Below are 16,730 nucleotides of genomic sequence, written 5' to 3'. Positions count from 1 at the left end.
AAAAACGCTGGATCGGGCTCTAAAATTGCCCCAGATGCGGACACGGTCTGAAGCTATGCGAAAACGACGAGCTCGGTGCAGCGCCCTTCCCCACCCCCCAGAAACGACAAAGCCCGCCAAAAGGCGGGCTCTGCGGTGTAGCAATATGGCGGAGGCGATGGGATTCGAACTCATGGACCTGTTACAGTCGACGGTTTTCAAGACCGTTGCCTTAAACCACTCGGCCACACCTCCTATACGTTGTTTCGGGCGCCATAATACCTGAATGAAACACGTTGTCAAACTCTCTTGATCGCTTGTTTCAGAGCCTCTGCTATGATCTTTGCTACTTAACATTTCTAAACACAGGAGTATCGCCATGCGCGAACAGGATTACGCAGTTAATAGCAGCGTGCAGGCCGAGCAGCTAGAGGTTAGCCGCGTCCTGCGCAATACGTACGGTTTGCTGGCCCTCACCCTGGCTTTCAGCGGTGTGATGGCTTATGTCTCGCAGCAGCTGCGGGTCGGCTATCCCAATATTTTCGTTGTGCTGATCGGGTTCTACGGCCTGTTCTTCTTGACCAACAAGCTGCGTGATTCGGCATGGGGCCTGGTTTCTGCCTTTGCCCTTACCGGTTTCATGGGCTTCTTGCTGGGCCCTATTCTCAACCGTTACCTGGGCATGCAGGGCGGCGCCGAGGTGGTCAGTTCTGCCTTTGCCATGACGGCTCTGGTATTTGGCGGCCTGTCTGCCTATGTATTGATCACTCGCAAGGACATGAGCTTCCTCGGCGGTTTCATCACTGCCGGTTTCTTTGTTCTGCTGGGCGCTACGCTGGCGAGCTTCTTCTTCCAGATCAGCGGCCTGCAGTTGGCTATCAGCGCCGGTTTTGTACTGTTCTCGTCGGTCTGCATTCTGTTCCAGACCAGCGCCATCATTCATGGCGGCGAGCGCAACTACATCATGGCTACCATCAGCCTGTATGTATCGATCTACAACCTGTTTATCAGCCTGCTGCAAATTTTCGGCATCATGAGCCGCGACGACTGATCAACAACCGCTATACAAAAGCCCGCTTCGGCGGGCTTTTTGTTGTCTGCCACAAGCATCTTTGGGCATCTGGCTTTATCATTGCCCCAGATTTGCCGACAGAGCCCACCATGAAATTCGCCATTGCCCTTTATTCAGCGGCCCATGCCCCCTCCTCCCGTCGAGCCTTGCGCTTTGCCGAGGCAGCGCTGGCAGGCGGCCATGAAATTGTCCGTTTGTTCTTCTATCAGGACGGTGTTCATATTGCCTCGAGCAATATCGTCACGCCGCAAGACGAGCAGGACCTTGCGCAACAATGGGCAACTTTTGTCAGCCAGCACCAACTCGATGGTGTGGTCTGTATTGCCGCTGCCTTGCGCCGCGGTGTACTCAATGAAGACGAGTCCGCACGCTATCAGCGGCCCGGGGTCAATGTTCATGCACCCTGGGAGTTGTCCGGACTGGGCCAATTGCACGATGCCATTCAATCGGCCGATCGATTGATCTGTTTCGGGGGACCTTGAAATGCCCAAGTCGCTATTGATTATCAGCCGTCAGGCACCGTGGTCGGGGCCCGGCGCCAAAGAAGCACTGGATATCGTGCTGGCAGGCGGTGCATTTGATTTGCCGATTGCTCTGCTGTTTATGGATGACGGTATTTTTCAGCTGCTGGCGACTCAAAATGTCGCAGCCATCCAGCAGAAGAATCTAACGGCCAATCTGCAGGCCCTGTCCATGTTCGGCGTTGACGATCTGTTTGCCTGCAACCACAGCCTTGACGAACGCGGCATCTCAACCGAGGGGCTTGCGGCAATTGATGTGCAGCTCTTGTCGACTGAAGCTGTCCGCGCTCTTATTGATCGTTATGACCAAGTGATCACTCTCTGATGTCGACTCTACATGTTGTGAGCCACTCACCATTTTCTGACATACGCCTGAGCAGCTGTCTTCGCGTGTTAGGCAGCGACGATGCCCTTTTGCTCTGTGGCGACGCGGTGTATGCCCTGCAGCTTCAAGGCACTGCTCTCACAGCCCTGACTGGAAAAACCGTATTTATCCTTGAAGAGGACTTGCAGGCACGCAACCTGGAATGTCCGCCATGGGCGGCCTGCGTTGATTACCCGGCTTTCGTCGAGCTGTCGATTCGTTACGACAAGGTCAACAGCTGGCTATGAATACGCTCACCCTCGACGGTAAAAATATCGAGCTGGACAAGGACGGTTATCTGCTCGATCTCAACGACTGGTCCGCTGATGTTGCTCAGGCACTGGCGGCGCAGGCAGGTATTGAGTTGAGCGCCGAACACTGGGAAATCCTCGAGTTGTTGCGCAGCTTTTATCAGGAGTTCGAGCTATCGCCTGCCACTCGCCCTCTGATCAAGTACACGGCACTCAAATTGGGTCCAGAAAAGGGCAATAGCCTGCATCTCAACCGACTGTTTAACGGCACCCCTGCCAAACTCGCCGCCAAGCTGGCGGGCCTGCCCAAACCGACCAATTGCCTATGAACACTCCCGCTGCGCTGACACTTGAAACTCCCGCCGAACACCCTTTTGCGCAATTTGTACGCATCCTGGGCAAAGGCAAACGGGGTGCCCGCAACCTGACTCGGGAAGAAGCCCGCGAAGCCATGGGCATGCTGCTTGACGACAAGGCAGAAGACACGCAACTGGGCGCCTTCCTCATGTTGCTGCGGCATAAAGAAGAAAGCGCAGAGGAAATGGCCGGTTTTACCGAGGCCGTCAGGGAGCGACTGACACCTCCCGCGATCAAGGTCGACATTGACTGGCCGACTTACGCCGGTAAAAAACGCCACCTGCCCTGGTACTTGCTGGCAGCCAAGTGCCTGGCACAGCACGGTGTACGCATTTTCATGCATGGCGGCGGCGCCCATACCGCGGGCCGAATGTACAGCGAGCAGCTTCTCGACGCGCTGGCCATTCCACTGTGTCGCAACTGGCAAAGTGTCAACGAGGCCCTGGATGCGGGGAATCCGGCCTTTATGCCGCTGCAGGACTGGGCGCCACAATTGCAACGCATGATCGATCTGCGCAACACCCTCGGGCTGCGCTCGCCGATTCATTCATTGGCTCGCATACTCAACCCGCTGGGTGCGCGCTGCGGCCTGCAAAGCATCTTCCATCCGGGCTATCAAAGCGTGCATCGCGAAGCCAGCGGTTTGCTGGGTGACACCAGTATTGTGGTCAAGGGTGATGGCGGCGAAGTCGAAATCAACCCCGATAGCGCAAGCCATCTTTACGGCACTACAGCTGGTGTTGACTGGGATGAAGAATGGCCAGCACTGTCTTCACAGCGCCATGTCAAACCAGCGTCACTAGACCCTGAACACCTCAAGGCATTGTGGCGTGGAGAAGTCCAGGACAGCTACCCGCAACTGGCCTTGCTGTCGACCATGGCCCTGGCATTGCGCGGTCTGGGCACACCCCGGGCGCAAGCTTTTGAACTGGCTCAGCATTACTGGGACAACCGCAACAAGGCGATTTAAGCCCAAGGCCAACCACCTCAACACGCTTGCTTACGAGAGCCCAAGATGCTTATCCCCTACGACCAGCTTGAACCCGACACCCTCACCCGCCTGATCGAGGACTTTGTGAGTCGCGACGGCACGGACAACGGCGATGACACTCCCCAAGAAACCCGTGTACTGCGGGTTCGACATGCATTGAGCAAAGGCCAGGCAGTAATTTTCTTCGATCTGGAAAGCCAGCAATGCCAACTGATGCCCAGGCACGCGGTACCGAAGGAATTTTTTGATTAAACCTTGGCCGAAGATCCGGTTGCCTGCTGCCCGACGGGCTGGTTTTTTATCCGCTCATAAATTTCCGAGCGATGCACGCTGATATGCCTGGGAGCTTCAATCCCCAGGCGCACGTTGTTGCCGTTAACGGCGATGACAAACAGCGTTATATCTTCCCCGATTGAAAAATGCTCTCCGACGGTTCGACTCAGTATCTGCATGGCTCTCATCCTCAAGGGTGGGGAGCCACAAAGACTGCACGGCATAAAAACCGGCTTCAATACTTACAAGTTAATTCAGTTACAACCTACTGCATACAAGGCTTATTCCTACGTACTCCCTACGGAATTTTCCCTTTACGAGGGGGTAAAACGCGGTCCCAGCAAGATGATGGTCGCGCCAATCACGCACAGTCCTACCCCGAGCCAATCTGAGCCCAGTGGCCGGATACGTTCCACTACTGCCAGCCAGGCAATGGATGTCACGATGTAAATCCCGCCATAGGCCGCATAGGCCCGCCCGGCATAGGCTGCCTCAACCTTGGTCAGCAGCAGGGCAAACAGCACCAGGCTCAGAATAGCGGGCAAAGCCCACCAGGCACTTTTGCCCTGACGAAGCCACATCCAGAACCCGTAGCAGCCTGCAATTTCAAACAGAGCAGCCAAAAAAAACCAAACGTAATTGAGCATGTGCAGTGTTTCCAGGTGGGCAGCGCGCCACCCTACCTGCGCACCTGCCACCGATCAAGGCAGAACTGTTTTTGAGTACGGCATGAAAAAAGTTGAATTATTCATCGAGCTGGAGAGTCGGATTTTATAAGCACTGCCCATCCTTGTTCCTGAAGCGGCGCCCCGTAAAACTGAACGTTGGCGGAACACCACAAAAAGGAAATGCTCATGACCACAATTCTTCTGATCGTCCTGATTTTGCTGTTAATCGGCGGATTACCTGTGTTTCCGCACTCCAAAAGCTGGGGCTATGGCCCCTCAGGGATTATCGGTACCGTACTGGTTGTACTGTTGATATTACTGTTGCTCGGCAAGATTTGACCCAATAAAAAAGAGGCCCTGAGGCCTCTTTTTTATTTAACTGGCTGATTATTTCGGATCAGCCACACCTGCGGTGTTGTCCAGCAGGCTCTTGGTCGCGGTCTGCAGGAAGGATTCGAGCTTTTTCTTCAGCTCGGTCGCTTCAGGCGAGTCAGTGACCACGGTCGCTTCAGGGTTGGCACCCAATTTGTACTGCCAAACCTTGGCCGGCATGTCTTTAGGCTGCACCAGCAAGTGGTCGTCACTGATGATCGCCACGGTCTGGTCACTGCCAGACGGCTTGATCACACCACTGCCCTTGTCACCCTCAGGCAGAGTCAGCAGGTCACGGCCCCAGCATTGCTGACGGAACTCACCACCCAGACGCCCCATGATGGTTGGCACGATGTCGACCTGAGTGCCCACGATATCAGTGCGTGTACCAAACTTCTCCTGGATGCCAGGACCGATCAGCAGCAACGGCACGTTGAAACGCCCCAGGTCCATCTCGGAAATCTGCTGCTCGTTACCGAAACCGTGATCGCCCACGATCACAAACAGGGTTTCCTTGAAGTAGGGTTCTTTGCGCGCTTTTTCGAAGAACTGCCCCAGCGCCCAGTCGGAATAACGCATCGCCGTCAAATGCTCGTTGAGCGAACCGCGATCGGTTACCGGCTCGACCGGCAATGGCGTAGGCAAGGCATACGGCGTGTGGTTGGACAGGGTTTGCAGCAGCGCATAGAAAGGTTCTTTGCCTTCACGCTTTTTCAGCTCTTCCAGGCCGCGGTTGAACATGTCCTGGTCGGACACACCCCAGGTAGGATCAGAGAACACCGGGTCAACGAAATCGTTACGACCTACAAAAGTGGTCATGCCCTGGTTACTGAAGAAACCAGACTGGTTGTCCCAGGCAAAGTCGCCATTGTAGACATACACGTCATCGAACTTGCGGGCGCTGAGCAGTTCCGGCAAGCCGGACAGCTTGTGGCTGCCTTCCGGGGTCTGCATCAGGTATTCAAAACCCGGCAGGTTCGGGAAGCACGCCATGGTGGCAAACATGCCTTGGTGGGTATGGGTGCCATTGGAGAAGAAGCGCTCGAACAGCAAGCCTTGCTTGGACAGCTCATCGAAGTACGGGGTGATATTGCCCGGACGACCCAGCGCACCCACCGAGTGACCGGCGAAGCTTTCCATCAGGATTACGACGACGTTCTTGATAGGCAGGGTTTTTTCCGCAGGCGGCGTGGTATCGCGACGCACAGGAGCGGTATCAGGATCAACCAGCTTGTCATTTTCAGTCAGCAGCATGTCGCGCACGGTCTGCGTCGCTACGGGCTGCTCAAGGGTAGCCTTCCAGATATTGGTGCGATCGTCACCGAAGCGGCTTTTCGCAGCGGCAATCAATGACAGAGAGCCGTTGAGCCCCAACTGATTGGCGAAGTTGGAGTCGGTTGTGTAGGCATCACCCCAACGCAGCGGAGGACCCTGACGCAATGTGCCACGGGCCAGGACCACACACACCAGCAGCAGCACGACAAATACCGCTGCACGGCCGTACCAGGGCGCCACCGCACGCGAAGTGCCAGCAGCCGCGCGGGTAGCGCTGGAACGGGTCACGCGGTCGGCGCCGCGGAAGGCAAAGTACAAAATGACAGTGCCGACAGCCCAGGACAGCAGGTAACGCACCACCGGGAAGCCATACCAAAGCATGCTCATCACGGTTTTCGGGTCTTCCTTCACATACTGGAAAACCAGACCGTTAAGACGCTGATGGAACTCACGGTAGAAGTCCATCTCCATCAGGCCCAAAAACAGCGCCAGGCTGGATGCTGCAGTCAGCCAGAAACGCAGCACACCGCGCATGGCCATGGCCTTGACACTGAGCACCGCCAGCAGCAGCGGAATACTGAAGTACACGACAATCCGGGCGTCAAAGCGCAGACCGTTGCCGAAGGCTTCAAGGAACGTCGATGCCGGGGTGTCGAGGATCATTTCCCGGTTGTAAACCAGCAATGCCACCCGCAACAGGGTGAACATCACCATCATGATCAAGGCACAGAGCAGCGTAAACGCCAGATGCGATTTGACGGTCGGTTGCAACACACGCGTGGCCGCGTGCTGTTGGCTTGGGGCGTCCGGGTTTGCCATGTCGTTTTAGGACCCATTGGTTCAAGTTGAAGTGGCTTTATCACCGGTGGCTTGCCACGGGTGCATCGCTCTTTAATTACACAGATTTTGACCCGAGACCCACCAGAAACGCCTGAACTGAGGCGTTTACGAGTAGACAGGCAAAATTTTGCGTGCGAATTGTCTTAAAGGTACCGTGAAAATTTCGTGCAGAGCACATCTTGAAACATAAGAAAGGGCGCTCATTCCCTGTGGGAGCGGGCTTGTTAGCGATTGGAGCAACGCGGTCCAACTTTAAACCGCGTCGCCTGCATCGCGGGTAAGCCCGCTCCCACAGTTCTACAACTGACGCCCTGCCTTGCTACTGCACAGCCTCAGTCGTTGCTTGGCTTGTTGATAGCCTGCAAAACATATTGCGGCAAGGCGAAAGCACCGATATGAACTTCCGGATTGTAGTAGCGGGTCACGATACCGCTACCGGCAAAACGTTGACGCAGGGTCTCAAGCGGCAACTTGCGATAGCTCGCATCAGTCGAACCCCAGGCGAAGGTCATGGAGCCGCCGATATAGGTAGGCACGGCAGCCTGGTAGAAATGCCAGTCAGCAAACAGGCTGCGCATGCGCCCGGCGGTGGTCTGCACTTCCTGCAACTGCATAAATGGCGTGCCGTTCTGGGTGACCAGTACACCCCCTTCATTCAGGCAACGGTGGCAAGCCTGGTAGAAGTTCTCGGAGAACAGCACTTCGCCCGGCCCGATCGGATCGGTGGAATCCGAGATGATCACGTCGAATTTTTCTTCGGTGGTGGCGACAAAGCGCATGCCGTCGTCGATCACCAGGTTAAGGCGTGGATCGTCGTACGCACCCCTGGAGTGGTTGGGCAGGAACTCTTTGCACATGTCCACCACGGTGCCGTCGATCTCGACCATGGTGATGTGTTCAATGCCAATGTGCTTGGAGACTTCGCGCAACATGCCGCCATCACCACCGCCAATGATCAGCACGCGCTTGACCGCACCGTGGGCCAGGATCGGCACATGGGTAAGCATTTCGTGGTAGATGAATTCGTCCGCTTCGGTGGTCTGGATCACGCCGTCCAGAGCCATTACGCGGCCCATGACCGGGTTTTCGAAGATCACCAGATGCTGGTGATCGGTTCGCACTTCATGGAGCAGCTTGTCCATGCGAAAGCGTTGGCCATAGCCTTCGTAAAGGGTTTCGAGATAGTGGTTGTCAAGCGATTCGGCCATGGGTAGTCCCCTTGAATGCTGGTGGCAACGGACGGTCACCCGCCCATGATCGACAGCCAAACCTCATACCGCTATCGCGACACGGGTCCAACTGCCCAAGAAAGGCGCGCATTCTACGTCGAGGAACATGACAGGTCGAACCTTGACGCCGACAATCTAAGCGGGCAACCACGATTTATCGTCGCTGCCCGCTGGCAAGCAGCTCAAATACGCACATTGCCCCTCGGCCCGGCGATGGCCCAAATCACCAGCCCCAGTACCGGCAGGAACAGAATCAGCAGCACCCAAAGCACTTTCGCGCCCGTCCCGGCGCCGCTTTTGATTACGTTGATGATGGCCCAGATATCCAGGGCCAGAATAATCAGACCGATCAGACCATTAAACGTTGAACCCATGATGACGCTCCCGAGTGAGTACTTGTGCTCATAGGATAGTCACCCACGGCCAGGGTTCCGTTTTTTATTGCAGCAGCCAGGGTTTCAGACGTGGACGGCAACCTTGAGAGCTTCCAGCGATGGCGCAGCGGCGATGCCGACTTCGGCACACAGTTCCAGCACGCGCGGCACGTCATTGCCGTAAACCAGCACCACCTGGATTTCGTCGTCCAGCGGCTGGCTCAGGTTGACCAGCACATAACCGCCCTGCTCCGGGCTCATGCTGCCCATCTGGATCTGGATGCGGTTGAGCGCGGTCAGCGCTTCGGTCTTGGCCAATTGCTTTGGCTTGATATTGAACGCTACATCAGGACCGAAAGAGGCGACGATCTGGGCAAACAGGTCCATCCAGGTATCGGCCTGGAACAACACCGTTTCCGGCAAGCTGCCCACCACAACCCATTCACCCAGCGGGATCGGGAAGCTGTCGTCGTAGTTGATGTCCGGGTTGGCAAGCAGAAATGCTGCCTGATCGGCGTAGGCTTGAGCCGCCTCGTCCGCGATGGAGGCGATTTCGTCGTCGCCCATGCACCCAGAGCTGATTTTGCTGATGAGTTCAACGAGAGTGGTTTTCATGGGCGAGGCCTGTCACAAGGAAAATTAAGGGCGCGCAGGATATATCAATTGCGCCCTTCAAGGGGCGATCAGCCCAACAGCTTCTCAAGTTGCGCCACGGTTTCGGCTGCGCCCATGGTCCTGGCGGCATCCAGGGCGGTGATGCCATTGGCGTCCTTGGCTTTTGGATCGGCGCCCTTGCTGATCAGGTAATCGATGATTTCCCCACGATTGAACATGGCGGCCATCATCAGCGCTGTACGGCCATCAAATGATGCGCCTTCAACTTGTGCGCCACCTTCAACCAGGGTCTTGACCATTTCCAGGTCGCCCTTGAAGGCAGCACCTGCAATCGGGCTCTGGCCATTGTCATTGCGGATCTCGGGGTCGGCATTGTGCTCAAGCAGCACCTTCACCGCTTCAACGTGGCCGTGATAGCTGGCCAGCATCAACAGGGTATCGCCCTTGTGGTTGCGCAAATTGGCCGGCAAGCCCTTGCTCAGCAAGGCTGCCAGCATTGCAGCATCACCATCCCGTGCCTTGTTGAACACCTGCTCGGCAAAGTCGGCGGCCTCTTCCGGGGTCATCTGGCGGCTCTGGTCTGCTGGCTTGTTCTCTGACATGTAAGGTTCCACCCTGGCTACAAAAAAAACCTAGTTTCCTGAGACGCAGACACGGTGTCACCCCTTTTTTGCTCAATGCACCCATAGGAACAATCAATCAGCTGTCTGAGCCTGATACCGACTGGGCAAAATGCAGGATGCACGATGGCCACTCATGCAAAATGCACGATAAATGCTTTTTGCATAAATTATAAGCTGTTGATTTATATGGATTTTTTAAAAAAAGAATAGTGGCACAATCACTGCAATCTCTACTCCATACAAGCATTCAAGCGCTAATGGAGCTGAACATATGAGCCTGATCCAGGAAAAATTCGCATCGTTGTTCTCCAACCACACTGTCACCGTTAAACCCCGCCCGGATGGCGGCGTGCTGCTGACATTGTGTGACAACGAAGGCAAACAGACCCAGCGCACACTTTCTTACACCCAACTGCATACCGCCGAGGAACTGACTTGGGCCATCAGCGCGATTCGTCGTGACCTGGCAGGCACTGCCAGTGAATTGCCGACCATTTCGCTGCTGCAAAGCCAGCATCGTTTTGCCCTGCCGACCTATCACACCCGCTGAATCCAAGGGTAGTGCAAAGCAGTCCGCGATAGAGAACGGCATGACTGTGGGAGCGAGCAGGCTCACTCCCACAGCAGTGTTATTCAAACTGCGGCAGGATCAATCTCGGCAAAACTGCTCACGGTTTTATGTCCCGCCAGTTCCCCACCCTCACGGACCAGACCGCAGGTCAGCATGCCGGCCGCCTGTGCAGCATCGAGTTCTTCAACGATATCCGACAAAAACAGGATCTTCCCGGCCGGGCAGCCTATGGCCTCGGTAATGTGGCGATAGGATTGCGCCTCACGCTTGGGCCCGGAGGTGGTGTCAAAGTAGCCATTGAACAGTGGCGTCAGGTCACCCGCCTCGGAACAGCCAAAAATCAGCTTTTGCGCCTGTATCGAACCTGACGAGTAGACATACAGGTCATACCCTTTGGCATGCCACTCGCGCAGCGCTTCGACCGCGTCCGGGTAAACATGGCCCTTAAGCTCACCCGCGGCGTATCCCTGCTTCCAGATCATCCCTTGCAAGGCCTTGAGTGGTGTGGCCTTGCGGTCTTCGGCCAGCCATTGCTGGAGGATCTCGATGACCCGTTCGACATCGGCCTCAGGCTCGCCGCTATCCAGGCGTACTGCGCCCAGCTGCATGGCCACTTCAGGGTCTTCGGCATGCTCGCGCACAAACCCGGGCAGATGTTTGGCCGCATACGGAAACAACACGTCAAATACGAAGCTGACAGCGCTGGTGGTGCCTTCGATATCGGTCAGGATGGCTTTGATCGGCATGGGAGATCCTTAGTCTTCGAGGCGCGGGAAGCGTTCAGCGATGTCTTCGCCGGTAAAGTTGGCAACCCAGCCTTCCGGGTTGTTGAACAGGCGGATGGCGACAAAATGCGGATGCTCACCCATGTCGAACCAGTGCGGCGTGCCTGCGGGTACTGAAATTAGATCGTTCTTTTCGCACAACACCGCATACACATAGTCGCCAATATGTAGCGTAAACAAGCCACGACCGGCGACGAAAAAACGCACTTCATCTTCGCCATGGCGGTGCTCGTCGAGGAATTTGGCGCGCAATTCGGCTTTTTGCGGGTGATCGCTGTTGAGACTGATCACGTCCACGGTGACATAACCACCCTCGCTCATCAGCCGGTCAATCTGCACGCGATAGGCGTTGATCACTTCATCCTGACTGGCGCCCGGCTGGATCTGCGTGGCGGCCTGCCAGCGGTCAAAGCGCACGCCCTGCTCGGCCAGTGTTGAAGCGATATCATCAAAATGGGTGAGCACCTTGTTGGGGAGTTCCGGGCTCGATACGTGATAAACGGACAAACTGCTCATGGGGCGTGGTTCCTCGGCTTCGGCGCGCATTCGGCTTTTACAGGCCGTTCAGGCAGACCGTTCAAATCAGGGTGTGAGCTTCTTCACGGTGAAGTCAGCGTTAACGATTGAGTATTGCGCGAGCTTTCAGTTCGCATTCAAACAAAAATTCGAAGGCTTCGATCTGGCGCAAGGCGTCGCTCATGCGCGCGCCCCACGTGTAAAGGCCATGCCCGCGAATCAGATAGCCCACACAGTCCGGGTGGGCTTCAAGCCATGGCTGAACCTTGGCCGCCAGCCGCGCGATGTCTTGATCATTGTCAAAAATCGGCACCAGCACCCTGGACTCATGGGTCGAGACGCCACTGAAAGCCTTTTGCAGTTCGTAGTCTTCAAATTCAATGCTGTCGCCCGGCGTCAGGCGCGACAGCACCGTGGCATTGACCGAATGGGTGTGCAGCACCGCGCCAATTTCGGGGCGCCAGCTGTACAACTGGGTATGCAGCAGGGTTTCAGCGGAGGGTTTCTTGCCTGGTTCCAGGCTGTTGCCTGCCAGGTCAGTGGCAAGCACATCATCAGGTCCCAGCTGGCCCTTGTGCTTGCCCGACACCGTCAGCAGCGCCTGGCTGGCCGACAACCGGGTGGAATAGTTGCTGCTGGTAGCCGGTGACCAGCCACGCGCATATAAAAAGCGCCCGGCTTCAATGATTTCCAGGCTCAGGTGTTCACGGGTAAGGCTCATGGCCTGTCCTCTTGCAGTCGGGTGGCAATGATAACGGCTGCAGCCAGCGCTGCGACACTCGCCATACTAAAGGTGAAAGCGGGGCCCAGGGTGTTCCAGCTGTAACCGGAGTACAGCGCCCCCACGGCGCCACCGATACCGGCCAGCGTGGCGTACAGGGCCTGGCCCTGGCCTTGCTGGCCGGGACCGAAACTGCGTTGCACAAAGGTCATGGCCGAGGCATGAAAACTGCCAAAGGTGGCGGCGTGCAGCAGCTGCGCCAACAGCAACACCCACAGGTGCTCGGCAAAAGACCCCAGCAACAGCCAGCGCAAGGCAGCGAGGATAAAACTGAACATCAGCACCCGGCGTACGGAAAATTTCAGCAGGATACGGCGCATGGCCAAAAACATCAGCACTTCGGCCACCACTCCCAGGGCCCAGAGCAAGCCGATCACACCACGGCTATAGCCGAGGTGTTCCAGATGCAGAGTCAGAAATGTGTAGTACGGGCCGTGGCTCATTTGCATCAGCGCCACACAGGCATAGAACGCCAGCACGCCCGGGCTGAACAGTTGCTTCAAGAACCCGCCTTCCACCTGCTTGCGGCCCAGGCTGGAGGGCTGCGCATTGGGCACCCACAGGCTGCACAGCACAATGCCAGCCATGATCACGAGCAGCGCCACCGGGTAGATATCCAGGCTCAGCCATTCGAACAGGCGGCCCAGGATCACCACGGTAAGGATAAAACCGATCGAGCCCCACAAACGAATCTGACTGTAACGCTCAGGCTGCTCACGCAAGTGGGCAAAGGTAATGACTTCAAACTGCGGCAACACCGCATGCCAGAAGAACGCATGCAGCGCCATCACCAGCGCCAGCCAGGCATAGCTCTGGCTGACAAAGATCAGGGCAAAACTGCACAAGGTGCAGAGCGCACCCAGACGCACGATCAGCAGACGCTGACCGCTGTAGTCCCCCAACCAGCCCCACAGGTTGGGCGCAACGCAGCGCATCAGCATCGGGATGGCCACCAGTTCGCCAATGCGCGCACTGGAAAACCCCAGGTGATTGAAGTACAGCGCCAGAAACGGCGCTGTGGCACCCAGCAAGGCGAAATAGAAAAGATAGAAGCCTGACAGACGCCAGTAAGGAAGTGTCGCCACGGCCGTCAGACCGTGACGCTCAACAATCCTTGCATTACAACTGGCCCAGTACGGGCGTGCTGACGCGTACGTCGGCGTTCTGGCCGCGATGACGCAACAGGTGATCCATCAGCACAATGGCCATCATGGCTTCGGCAATCGGCGTGGCACGGATACCCACGCACGGGTCATGACGACCCTTGGTAATCACGTCCACCGGATTGCCATGCACATCGATCGAGCGGCCCGGGGTGGTGATGCTCGAGGTTGGCTTGAGCGCCAGGTGGGCAACGATCGGCTGGCCAGACGAAATACCGCCCAGGATGCCGCCGGCGTTGTTGCTCAGGAAACCTTCAGGGGTCATCTCGTCGCGATGCTCGGTGCCGCGCTGGGCAACACTGGCAAAACCGGCGCCGATTTCAATACCTTTTACGGCATTAATGCTCATCAGCGCATGGGCCAGCTCGGCATCCAGACGGTCGAAAATCGGCTCGCCCAACCCCGGGATCACGCCTTCGGCGACCACGGTGATTTTGGCGCCAACCGAGTCCTGGTCACGGCGCAGTTGATCCATATAGGCCTCAAGCTCCGGCACTTTGTCCGGGTCAGGGCTGAAAAAGGCGTTTTGTTCAACCGAGTCCCAGGTCTTGAACGGGATTTCAATCGGGCCCAGCTGGCTCATATAACCGCGAATCACGATGCCTTGGGTGGCCAGGTACTTTTTCGCGATGGCACCGGCGGCCACACGCATGGCCGTTTCACGCGCCGAACTGCGCCCGCCGCCGCGGTAATCGCGCTCGCCGTACTTGTGGTGATAGGTGTAATCAGCGTGGGCCGGGCGGAACAGATCCTTGATCGCCGAGTAATCCTTGGACTTCTGGTCAGTGTTACGGATCAGCAGGCCAATGGCGCAGCCAGTGGTGCGGCCTTCAAACACCCCGGAGAGGATTTCAACTTCGTCGGCCTCCTGACGCTGGGTGGTGTGGCGGCTGGTGCCGGGCTTGCGTCGATCCAGATCACGTTGCAAATCTTCAAGGGACAGCTCCAGCCCTGGCGGGCAGCCATCAACAATGGCGACCAACGCCGGACCATGGCTTTCGCCAGCGGTGGTGACAGTGAACAGCTTGCCGTAGGTATTGCCGGACATGCAGGGCGCTCCGCGAAAATCAGCCGATAAAGTTCAGCCCGGGATCAGTTCAAGTCTTGTTGCAACACAACAGATGTTGAACAGATCCCAGATAACCAAAAGCGCCAGTATACGCAGGCTACCTCTGTAGTTCATCCTCGAACCTTACTCATCCGGGTTTGTCCAACCGGCACACTAGACAATGATGGCGCTATGATGCTGCGAATACTTTTATTAGCACTGACCCTGTTTGGCTTTGGCACCCAGGCCCTGGCGGCCCCGCCCTCCAATGTCTTGCTGCGGCCCATTGAGCTCGATACCGGCTCCGGCACGTTGTATGGCTCGCTGGTTTTGCCCAAGAGCGACAAGCCCGTACCCGTGGTGCTGATTATTGCCGGTTCCGGCCCGACTGACCGCGACGGCAACAACCCTATCGGCGGGCGCAATGACGCCCTGAAAAAACTGGCCTGGCGCCTGGCCCAGAGCAATATTGCCAGCGTCCGCTTCGACAAGCGCGGCATCGCCCAGAGCCAGCCTGCCGGGCCTGACGAGCAAAAGCTCAACTTCGATCAGTATGTGTCCGACGCCGTGGCCTGGGGCGAGAAACTCAAAAGCGACCCGCGCTTTGGCAAGGTGTTTGTGCTCGGGCACAGTGAAGGCGCAATGATCGCCAGCCTGGCAGCCCCACAAATCGGTGCTGCCGGCGTGGTTTCGATTGCCGGTACAGGGCGCCCGGTGGGCGTGCTGTTGCGCGAGCAACTGCAACGCAATCACCTGCCGCCTGCCCTGCTCAAGCGCAGTTTTGAGCTGATCAGCAGCCTGGAAGCCGGCAAGACCGACGACAAGGTGCCCAAGGATCTGCAAGTGATCTTCCGCCCCAGCGTGCAGCCGTACATGATCAGCCTGCTGCGCCATGACCCGGCAGCCGCTTTCGCCGCACTGAAAATGCCGGCCATGATCATTCAGGGCACCCACGACATTCAGGTAGAGGTCAAGGATGCCCGCCTGCTCAAGGCCGCCAAGCCCGATGCCGTACTGACACTGATCAATGGCATGAACCACGTGATGCGCATCGTGCCAATGGACATGAAGCGCCAGGTGCAGTCCTATAACGACCCCAATCAGCGTTTGGCAGGCGAACTGGGCGACCGAACTGTGCGCTTTATCACGAAAGTCAATGCGGGCCAGCCCTACAGTACTGCGCATAACGGCCGATAAACCGGTGTCGGCCGTCTTTGCTTGGCTGACATCCAGCACAGGATCGAGCCGTTATGAGCGACACCCCAACACAACCCGCCGGGCCCGAGGCACCGGAAGTGCCCGAGGCCCCGCCGCTGCCTTGGGCCGATGTGCAGCCCGAGCATTTGCGCATGCTGCGCCTCGCCCCCCTGCCCACTGACCGCAACACCGGGGCACGGCCGTTACGCTTTGTGCAGTTTGGCCACGCCACACGCCACAGCAAAGACCTCAGCCTGCTGCGCATGACCATCACCCTGCCGGGCCAGCGCGTGCGCAGCGAACAGAACCAGCTTGACCTGTGGGTCGACCATAGCACCCACCGCGTGCGTTTCAGCCCTGAGCGCGGTTTGCAAGTTGAACCGGCGAACCGCGGGATCGGCCGTTTTCTGCTGGCTCAGGCCGCGTTGTGGGCGCAGAAAAAATGGTCGCACTACCGCGTTGACGGCACCGACCTGGCCAGCCGGGACGCCCTGAATGAAGACAGCCGCCTGCGCCGCGATCATGTTTTGCGGGTGCAGGGCTTTGATGTGGTGTATGCCGACGCCCAGTTTCTCAAGGCACGGATCGAAGACGTGCAAGTGGGCGAGTTGCTGGACAGCTGGAATGGCGAAAAGCTTCAGTTCCTCGACATTCTTGAGACTGCGCAAATGCTCCAGCAAGCCGAACAGAACTTGCAGGAACAAGAGGTAAAACTGCGGGAAAAAGAAGAAAAACTCGGCAGGTACCAGCGCGAAGAAATGGGCCTGCGCTTTACCATCACCTGCCTGGTAGCCTTTTCGGTGTTCCAGGCAGGGTTGTTGATCTGGATTGCGACGCACCGCTGATGGTACCCACCCGCTGCACA

At 57.2% G+C, this 16,730-nt stretch carries 23 protein-coding genes and 1 tRNA gene; 11 read left to right on the top strand and 13 right to left on the bottom strand.

The window, feature by feature from the left end:
- Positions 1-146 precede the first annotated feature (146 nt).
- Positions 147-234 (bottom strand) — tRNA-Ser (locus FHL07_RS06675).
- 124 nt (positions 235-358) lie between these two features.
- Here FHL07_RS06675 and FHL07_RS06670 point away from each other — a divergent pair.
- From FHL07_RS06670 to FHL07_RS06640, 7 genes are all read left to right on the top strand, one after another.
- Positions 359-1,030: a Bax inhibitor-1/YccA family protein gene (locus FHL07_RS06670; protein WP_095002022.1), complete on the top strand. Its 672-nt coding sequence runs from the start codon at positions 359-361 to the stop codon at positions 1,028-1,030.
- A gap of 110 nt (positions 1,031-1,140) precedes the next feature.
- Positions 1,141-1,533 carry a sulfurtransferase complex subunit TusD gene (gene tusD / locus FHL07_RS06665; protein ID WP_095019560.1) on the top strand — a complete coding sequence of 131 codons (393 nt, stop codon included), beginning with the start codon at positions 1,141-1,143 and terminating at the stop codon, positions 1,531-1,533.
- A 1-nt stretch (position 1,534) separates the two neighbouring features.
- Positions 1,535-1,897 carry a sulfurtransferase complex subunit TusC gene (gene tusC / locus FHL07_RS06660; protein ID WP_138738225.1) on the top strand — a complete coding sequence of 121 codons (363 nt, stop codon included), beginning with the start codon at positions 1,535-1,537 and terminating at the stop codon, positions 1,895-1,897.
- Positions 1,897-2,184, top strand: a complete 288-nt coding sequence (tusB, locus tag FHL07_RS06655; protein ID WP_095002025.1) for a sulfurtransferase complex subunit TusB — start codon at positions 1,897-1,899, stop codon at positions 2,182-2,184. The genes tusC and tusB overlap by 1 nt, the downstream gene beginning before the upstream one ends.
- Positions 2,181-2,516, top strand: coding sequence for a TusE/DsrC/DsvC family sulfur relay protein (locus FHL07_RS06650; RefSeq protein ID WP_095025501.1), 336 nt, complete (start codon positions 2,181-2,183; stop codon positions 2,514-2,516). Before tusB ends, FHL07_RS06650 begins: the two co-directional genes overlap by 4 nt.
- A complete protein-coding gene (locus FHL07_RS06645) occupies positions 2,513-3,514 on the top strand; it encodes a glycosyl transferase family protein (protein WP_095021346.1) in 1,002 nt (333 codons plus the stop codon). Before FHL07_RS06650 ends, FHL07_RS06645 begins: the two co-directional genes overlap by 4 nt.
- A gap of 45 nt (positions 3,515-3,559) precedes the next feature.
- Positions 3,560-3,787, top strand: a complete 228-nt coding sequence (locus tag FHL07_RS06640; protein WP_095002028.1) for a YheU family protein — start codon at positions 3,560-3,562, stop codon at positions 3,785-3,787.
- On the opposite strand, the gene csrA is transcribed toward FHL07_RS06640, so the two are convergent.
- A complete protein-coding gene (csrA, locus tag FHL07_RS06635) occupies positions 3,784-3,987 on the bottom strand; it encodes a carbon storage regulator CsrA (RefSeq protein WP_095019562.1) in 204 nt (67 codons plus the stop codon). The genes FHL07_RS06640 and csrA overlap by 4 nt on opposite strands.
- A gap of 135 nt (positions 3,988-4,122) precedes the next feature.
- Positions 4,123-4,455 (bottom strand): YnfA family protein, encoded by a 333-nt coding sequence (locus FHL07_RS06630; protein ID WP_095002030.1) that lies wholly within the window; start codon positions 4,453-4,455, stop codon positions 4,123-4,125.
- A gap of 201 nt (positions 4,456-4,656) precedes the next feature.
- Here FHL07_RS06630 and FHL07_RS06625 point away from each other — a divergent pair, with 201 nt between their 5' ends.
- Positions 4,657-4,815, top strand: coding sequence for a DUF3309 family protein (locus FHL07_RS06625; RefSeq protein ID WP_095002031.1), 159 nt, complete (start codon positions 4,657-4,659; stop codon positions 4,813-4,815).
- 48 nt (positions 4,816-4,863) lie between these two features.
- Here FHL07_RS06625 and FHL07_RS06620 read toward each other — a convergent pair whose 3' ends face one another.
- The 5 genes from FHL07_RS06620 to FHL07_RS06600 all read right to left on the bottom strand — a co-directional run bounded on the left by FHL07_RS06620 (position 4,864) and on the right by FHL07_RS06600 (position 9,783).
- Positions 4,864-6,942 carry an LTA synthase family protein gene (locus FHL07_RS06620; RefSeq protein ID WP_095019563.1) on the bottom strand — a complete coding sequence of 693 codons (2,079 nt, stop codon included), beginning with the start codon at positions 6,940-6,942 and terminating at the stop codon, positions 4,864-4,866.
- A 353-nt stretch (positions 6,943-7,295) separates the two neighbouring features.
- The gene (gene speE / locus FHL07_RS06615; RefSeq protein ID WP_138738224.1) at positions 7,296-8,171 is read right to left on the bottom strand and encodes a polyamine aminopropyltransferase; all 876 of its coding nucleotides are present in this window, start codon (positions 8,169-8,171) and stop codon (positions 7,296-7,298) included.
- 203 nt (positions 8,172-8,374) lie between these two features.
- Entirely contained in the window at positions 8,375-8,566 is a 192-nt protein-coding gene (locus FHL07_RS06610; protein ID WP_016781476.1) for a PLDc N-terminal domain-containing protein, read from the bottom strand.
- 84 nt (positions 8,567-8,650) lie between these two features.
- Positions 8,651-9,181 carry a hypothetical protein gene (locus FHL07_RS06605; protein ID WP_095019565.1) on the bottom strand — a complete coding sequence of 177 codons (531 nt, stop codon included), beginning with the start codon at positions 9,179-9,181 and terminating at the stop codon, positions 8,651-8,653.
- A 68-nt stretch (positions 9,182-9,249) separates the two neighbouring features.
- Positions 9,250-9,783 (bottom strand): ankyrin repeat domain-containing protein, encoded by a 534-nt coding sequence (locus FHL07_RS06600; RefSeq protein ID WP_095002035.1) that lies wholly within the window; start codon positions 9,781-9,783, stop codon positions 9,250-9,252.
- A gap of 292 nt (positions 9,784-10,075) precedes the next feature.
- On the opposite strand from FHL07_RS06600, the gene FHL07_RS06595 reads away from it, so the two are divergent.
- The gene (locus FHL07_RS06595; RefSeq protein ID WP_095002036.1) at positions 10,076-10,354 is read left to right on the top strand and encodes a DUF3509 domain-containing protein; all 279 of its coding nucleotides are present in this window, start codon (positions 10,076-10,078) and stop codon (positions 10,352-10,354) included.
- Positions 10,355-10,437: 83 nt separating this feature from the next.
- On the opposite strand, the gene mtnC is transcribed toward FHL07_RS06595, so the two are convergent.
- The 5 genes from mtnC to aroC form a co-directional block, all read right to left on the bottom strand.
- Positions 10,438-11,121: an acireductone synthase gene (gene mtnC, locus FHL07_RS06590; RefSeq protein WP_138738223.1), complete on the bottom strand. Its 684-nt coding sequence runs from the start codon at positions 11,119-11,121 to the stop codon at positions 10,438-10,440.
- Between the two features lie 9 nt (positions 11,122-11,130).
- Complete coding sequence (locus FHL07_RS06585; RefSeq protein WP_095002038.1) at positions 11,131-11,676, bottom strand: 1,2-dihydroxy-3-keto-5-methylthiopentene dioxygenase; 546 nt, start codon at positions 11,674-11,676, stop codon at positions 11,131-11,133.
- A 100-nt stretch (positions 11,677-11,776) separates the two neighbouring features.
- Positions 11,777-12,397 (bottom strand): methylthioribulose 1-phosphate dehydratase, encoded by a 621-nt coding sequence (locus FHL07_RS06580; RefSeq protein WP_095027152.1) that lies wholly within the window; start codon positions 12,395-12,397, stop codon positions 11,777-11,779.
- Positions 12,394-13,542 (bottom strand): MFS transporter, encoded by a 1,149-nt coding sequence (locus FHL07_RS06575; RefSeq protein WP_095002040.1) that lies wholly within the window; start codon positions 13,540-13,542, stop codon positions 12,394-12,396. The genes FHL07_RS06580 and FHL07_RS06575 overlap by 4 nt, the downstream gene beginning before the upstream one ends.
- A gap of 34 nt (positions 13,543-13,576) precedes the next feature.
- Positions 13,577-14,668 carry a chorismate synthase gene (gene aroC, locus FHL07_RS06570; protein WP_095019567.1) on the bottom strand — a complete coding sequence of 364 codons (1,092 nt, stop codon included), beginning with the start codon at positions 14,666-14,668 and terminating at the stop codon, positions 13,577-13,579.
- 192 nt (positions 14,669-14,860) lie between these two features.
- Between aroC and FHL07_RS06565 the strand changes: the two genes are divergently transcribed.
- Entirely contained in the window at positions 14,861-15,865 is a 1,005-nt protein-coding gene (locus FHL07_RS06565) for an alpha/beta hydrolase (protein ID WP_095002042.1), read from the top strand.
- A 53-nt stretch (positions 15,866-15,918) separates the two neighbouring features.
- Positions 15,919-16,710: a hypothetical protein gene (locus FHL07_RS06560; protein WP_095021343.1), complete on the top strand. Its 792-nt coding sequence runs from the start codon at positions 15,919-15,921 to the stop codon at positions 16,708-16,710.
- Positions 16,711-16,730 lie beyond the last annotated feature (20 nt).

This window comes from Pseudomonas sp. FSL W7-0098 (genome assembly GCF_005930585.1).
Classification (GTDB): Bacteria; Pseudomonadota; Gammaproteobacteria; order Pseudomonadales; family Pseudomonadaceae; genus Aquipseudomonas; species Aquipseudomonas bubulae.
Note: the sequence above shows the minus strand (reverse complement) of the source record. Positions and strands in the feature narration are given on the sequence as shown.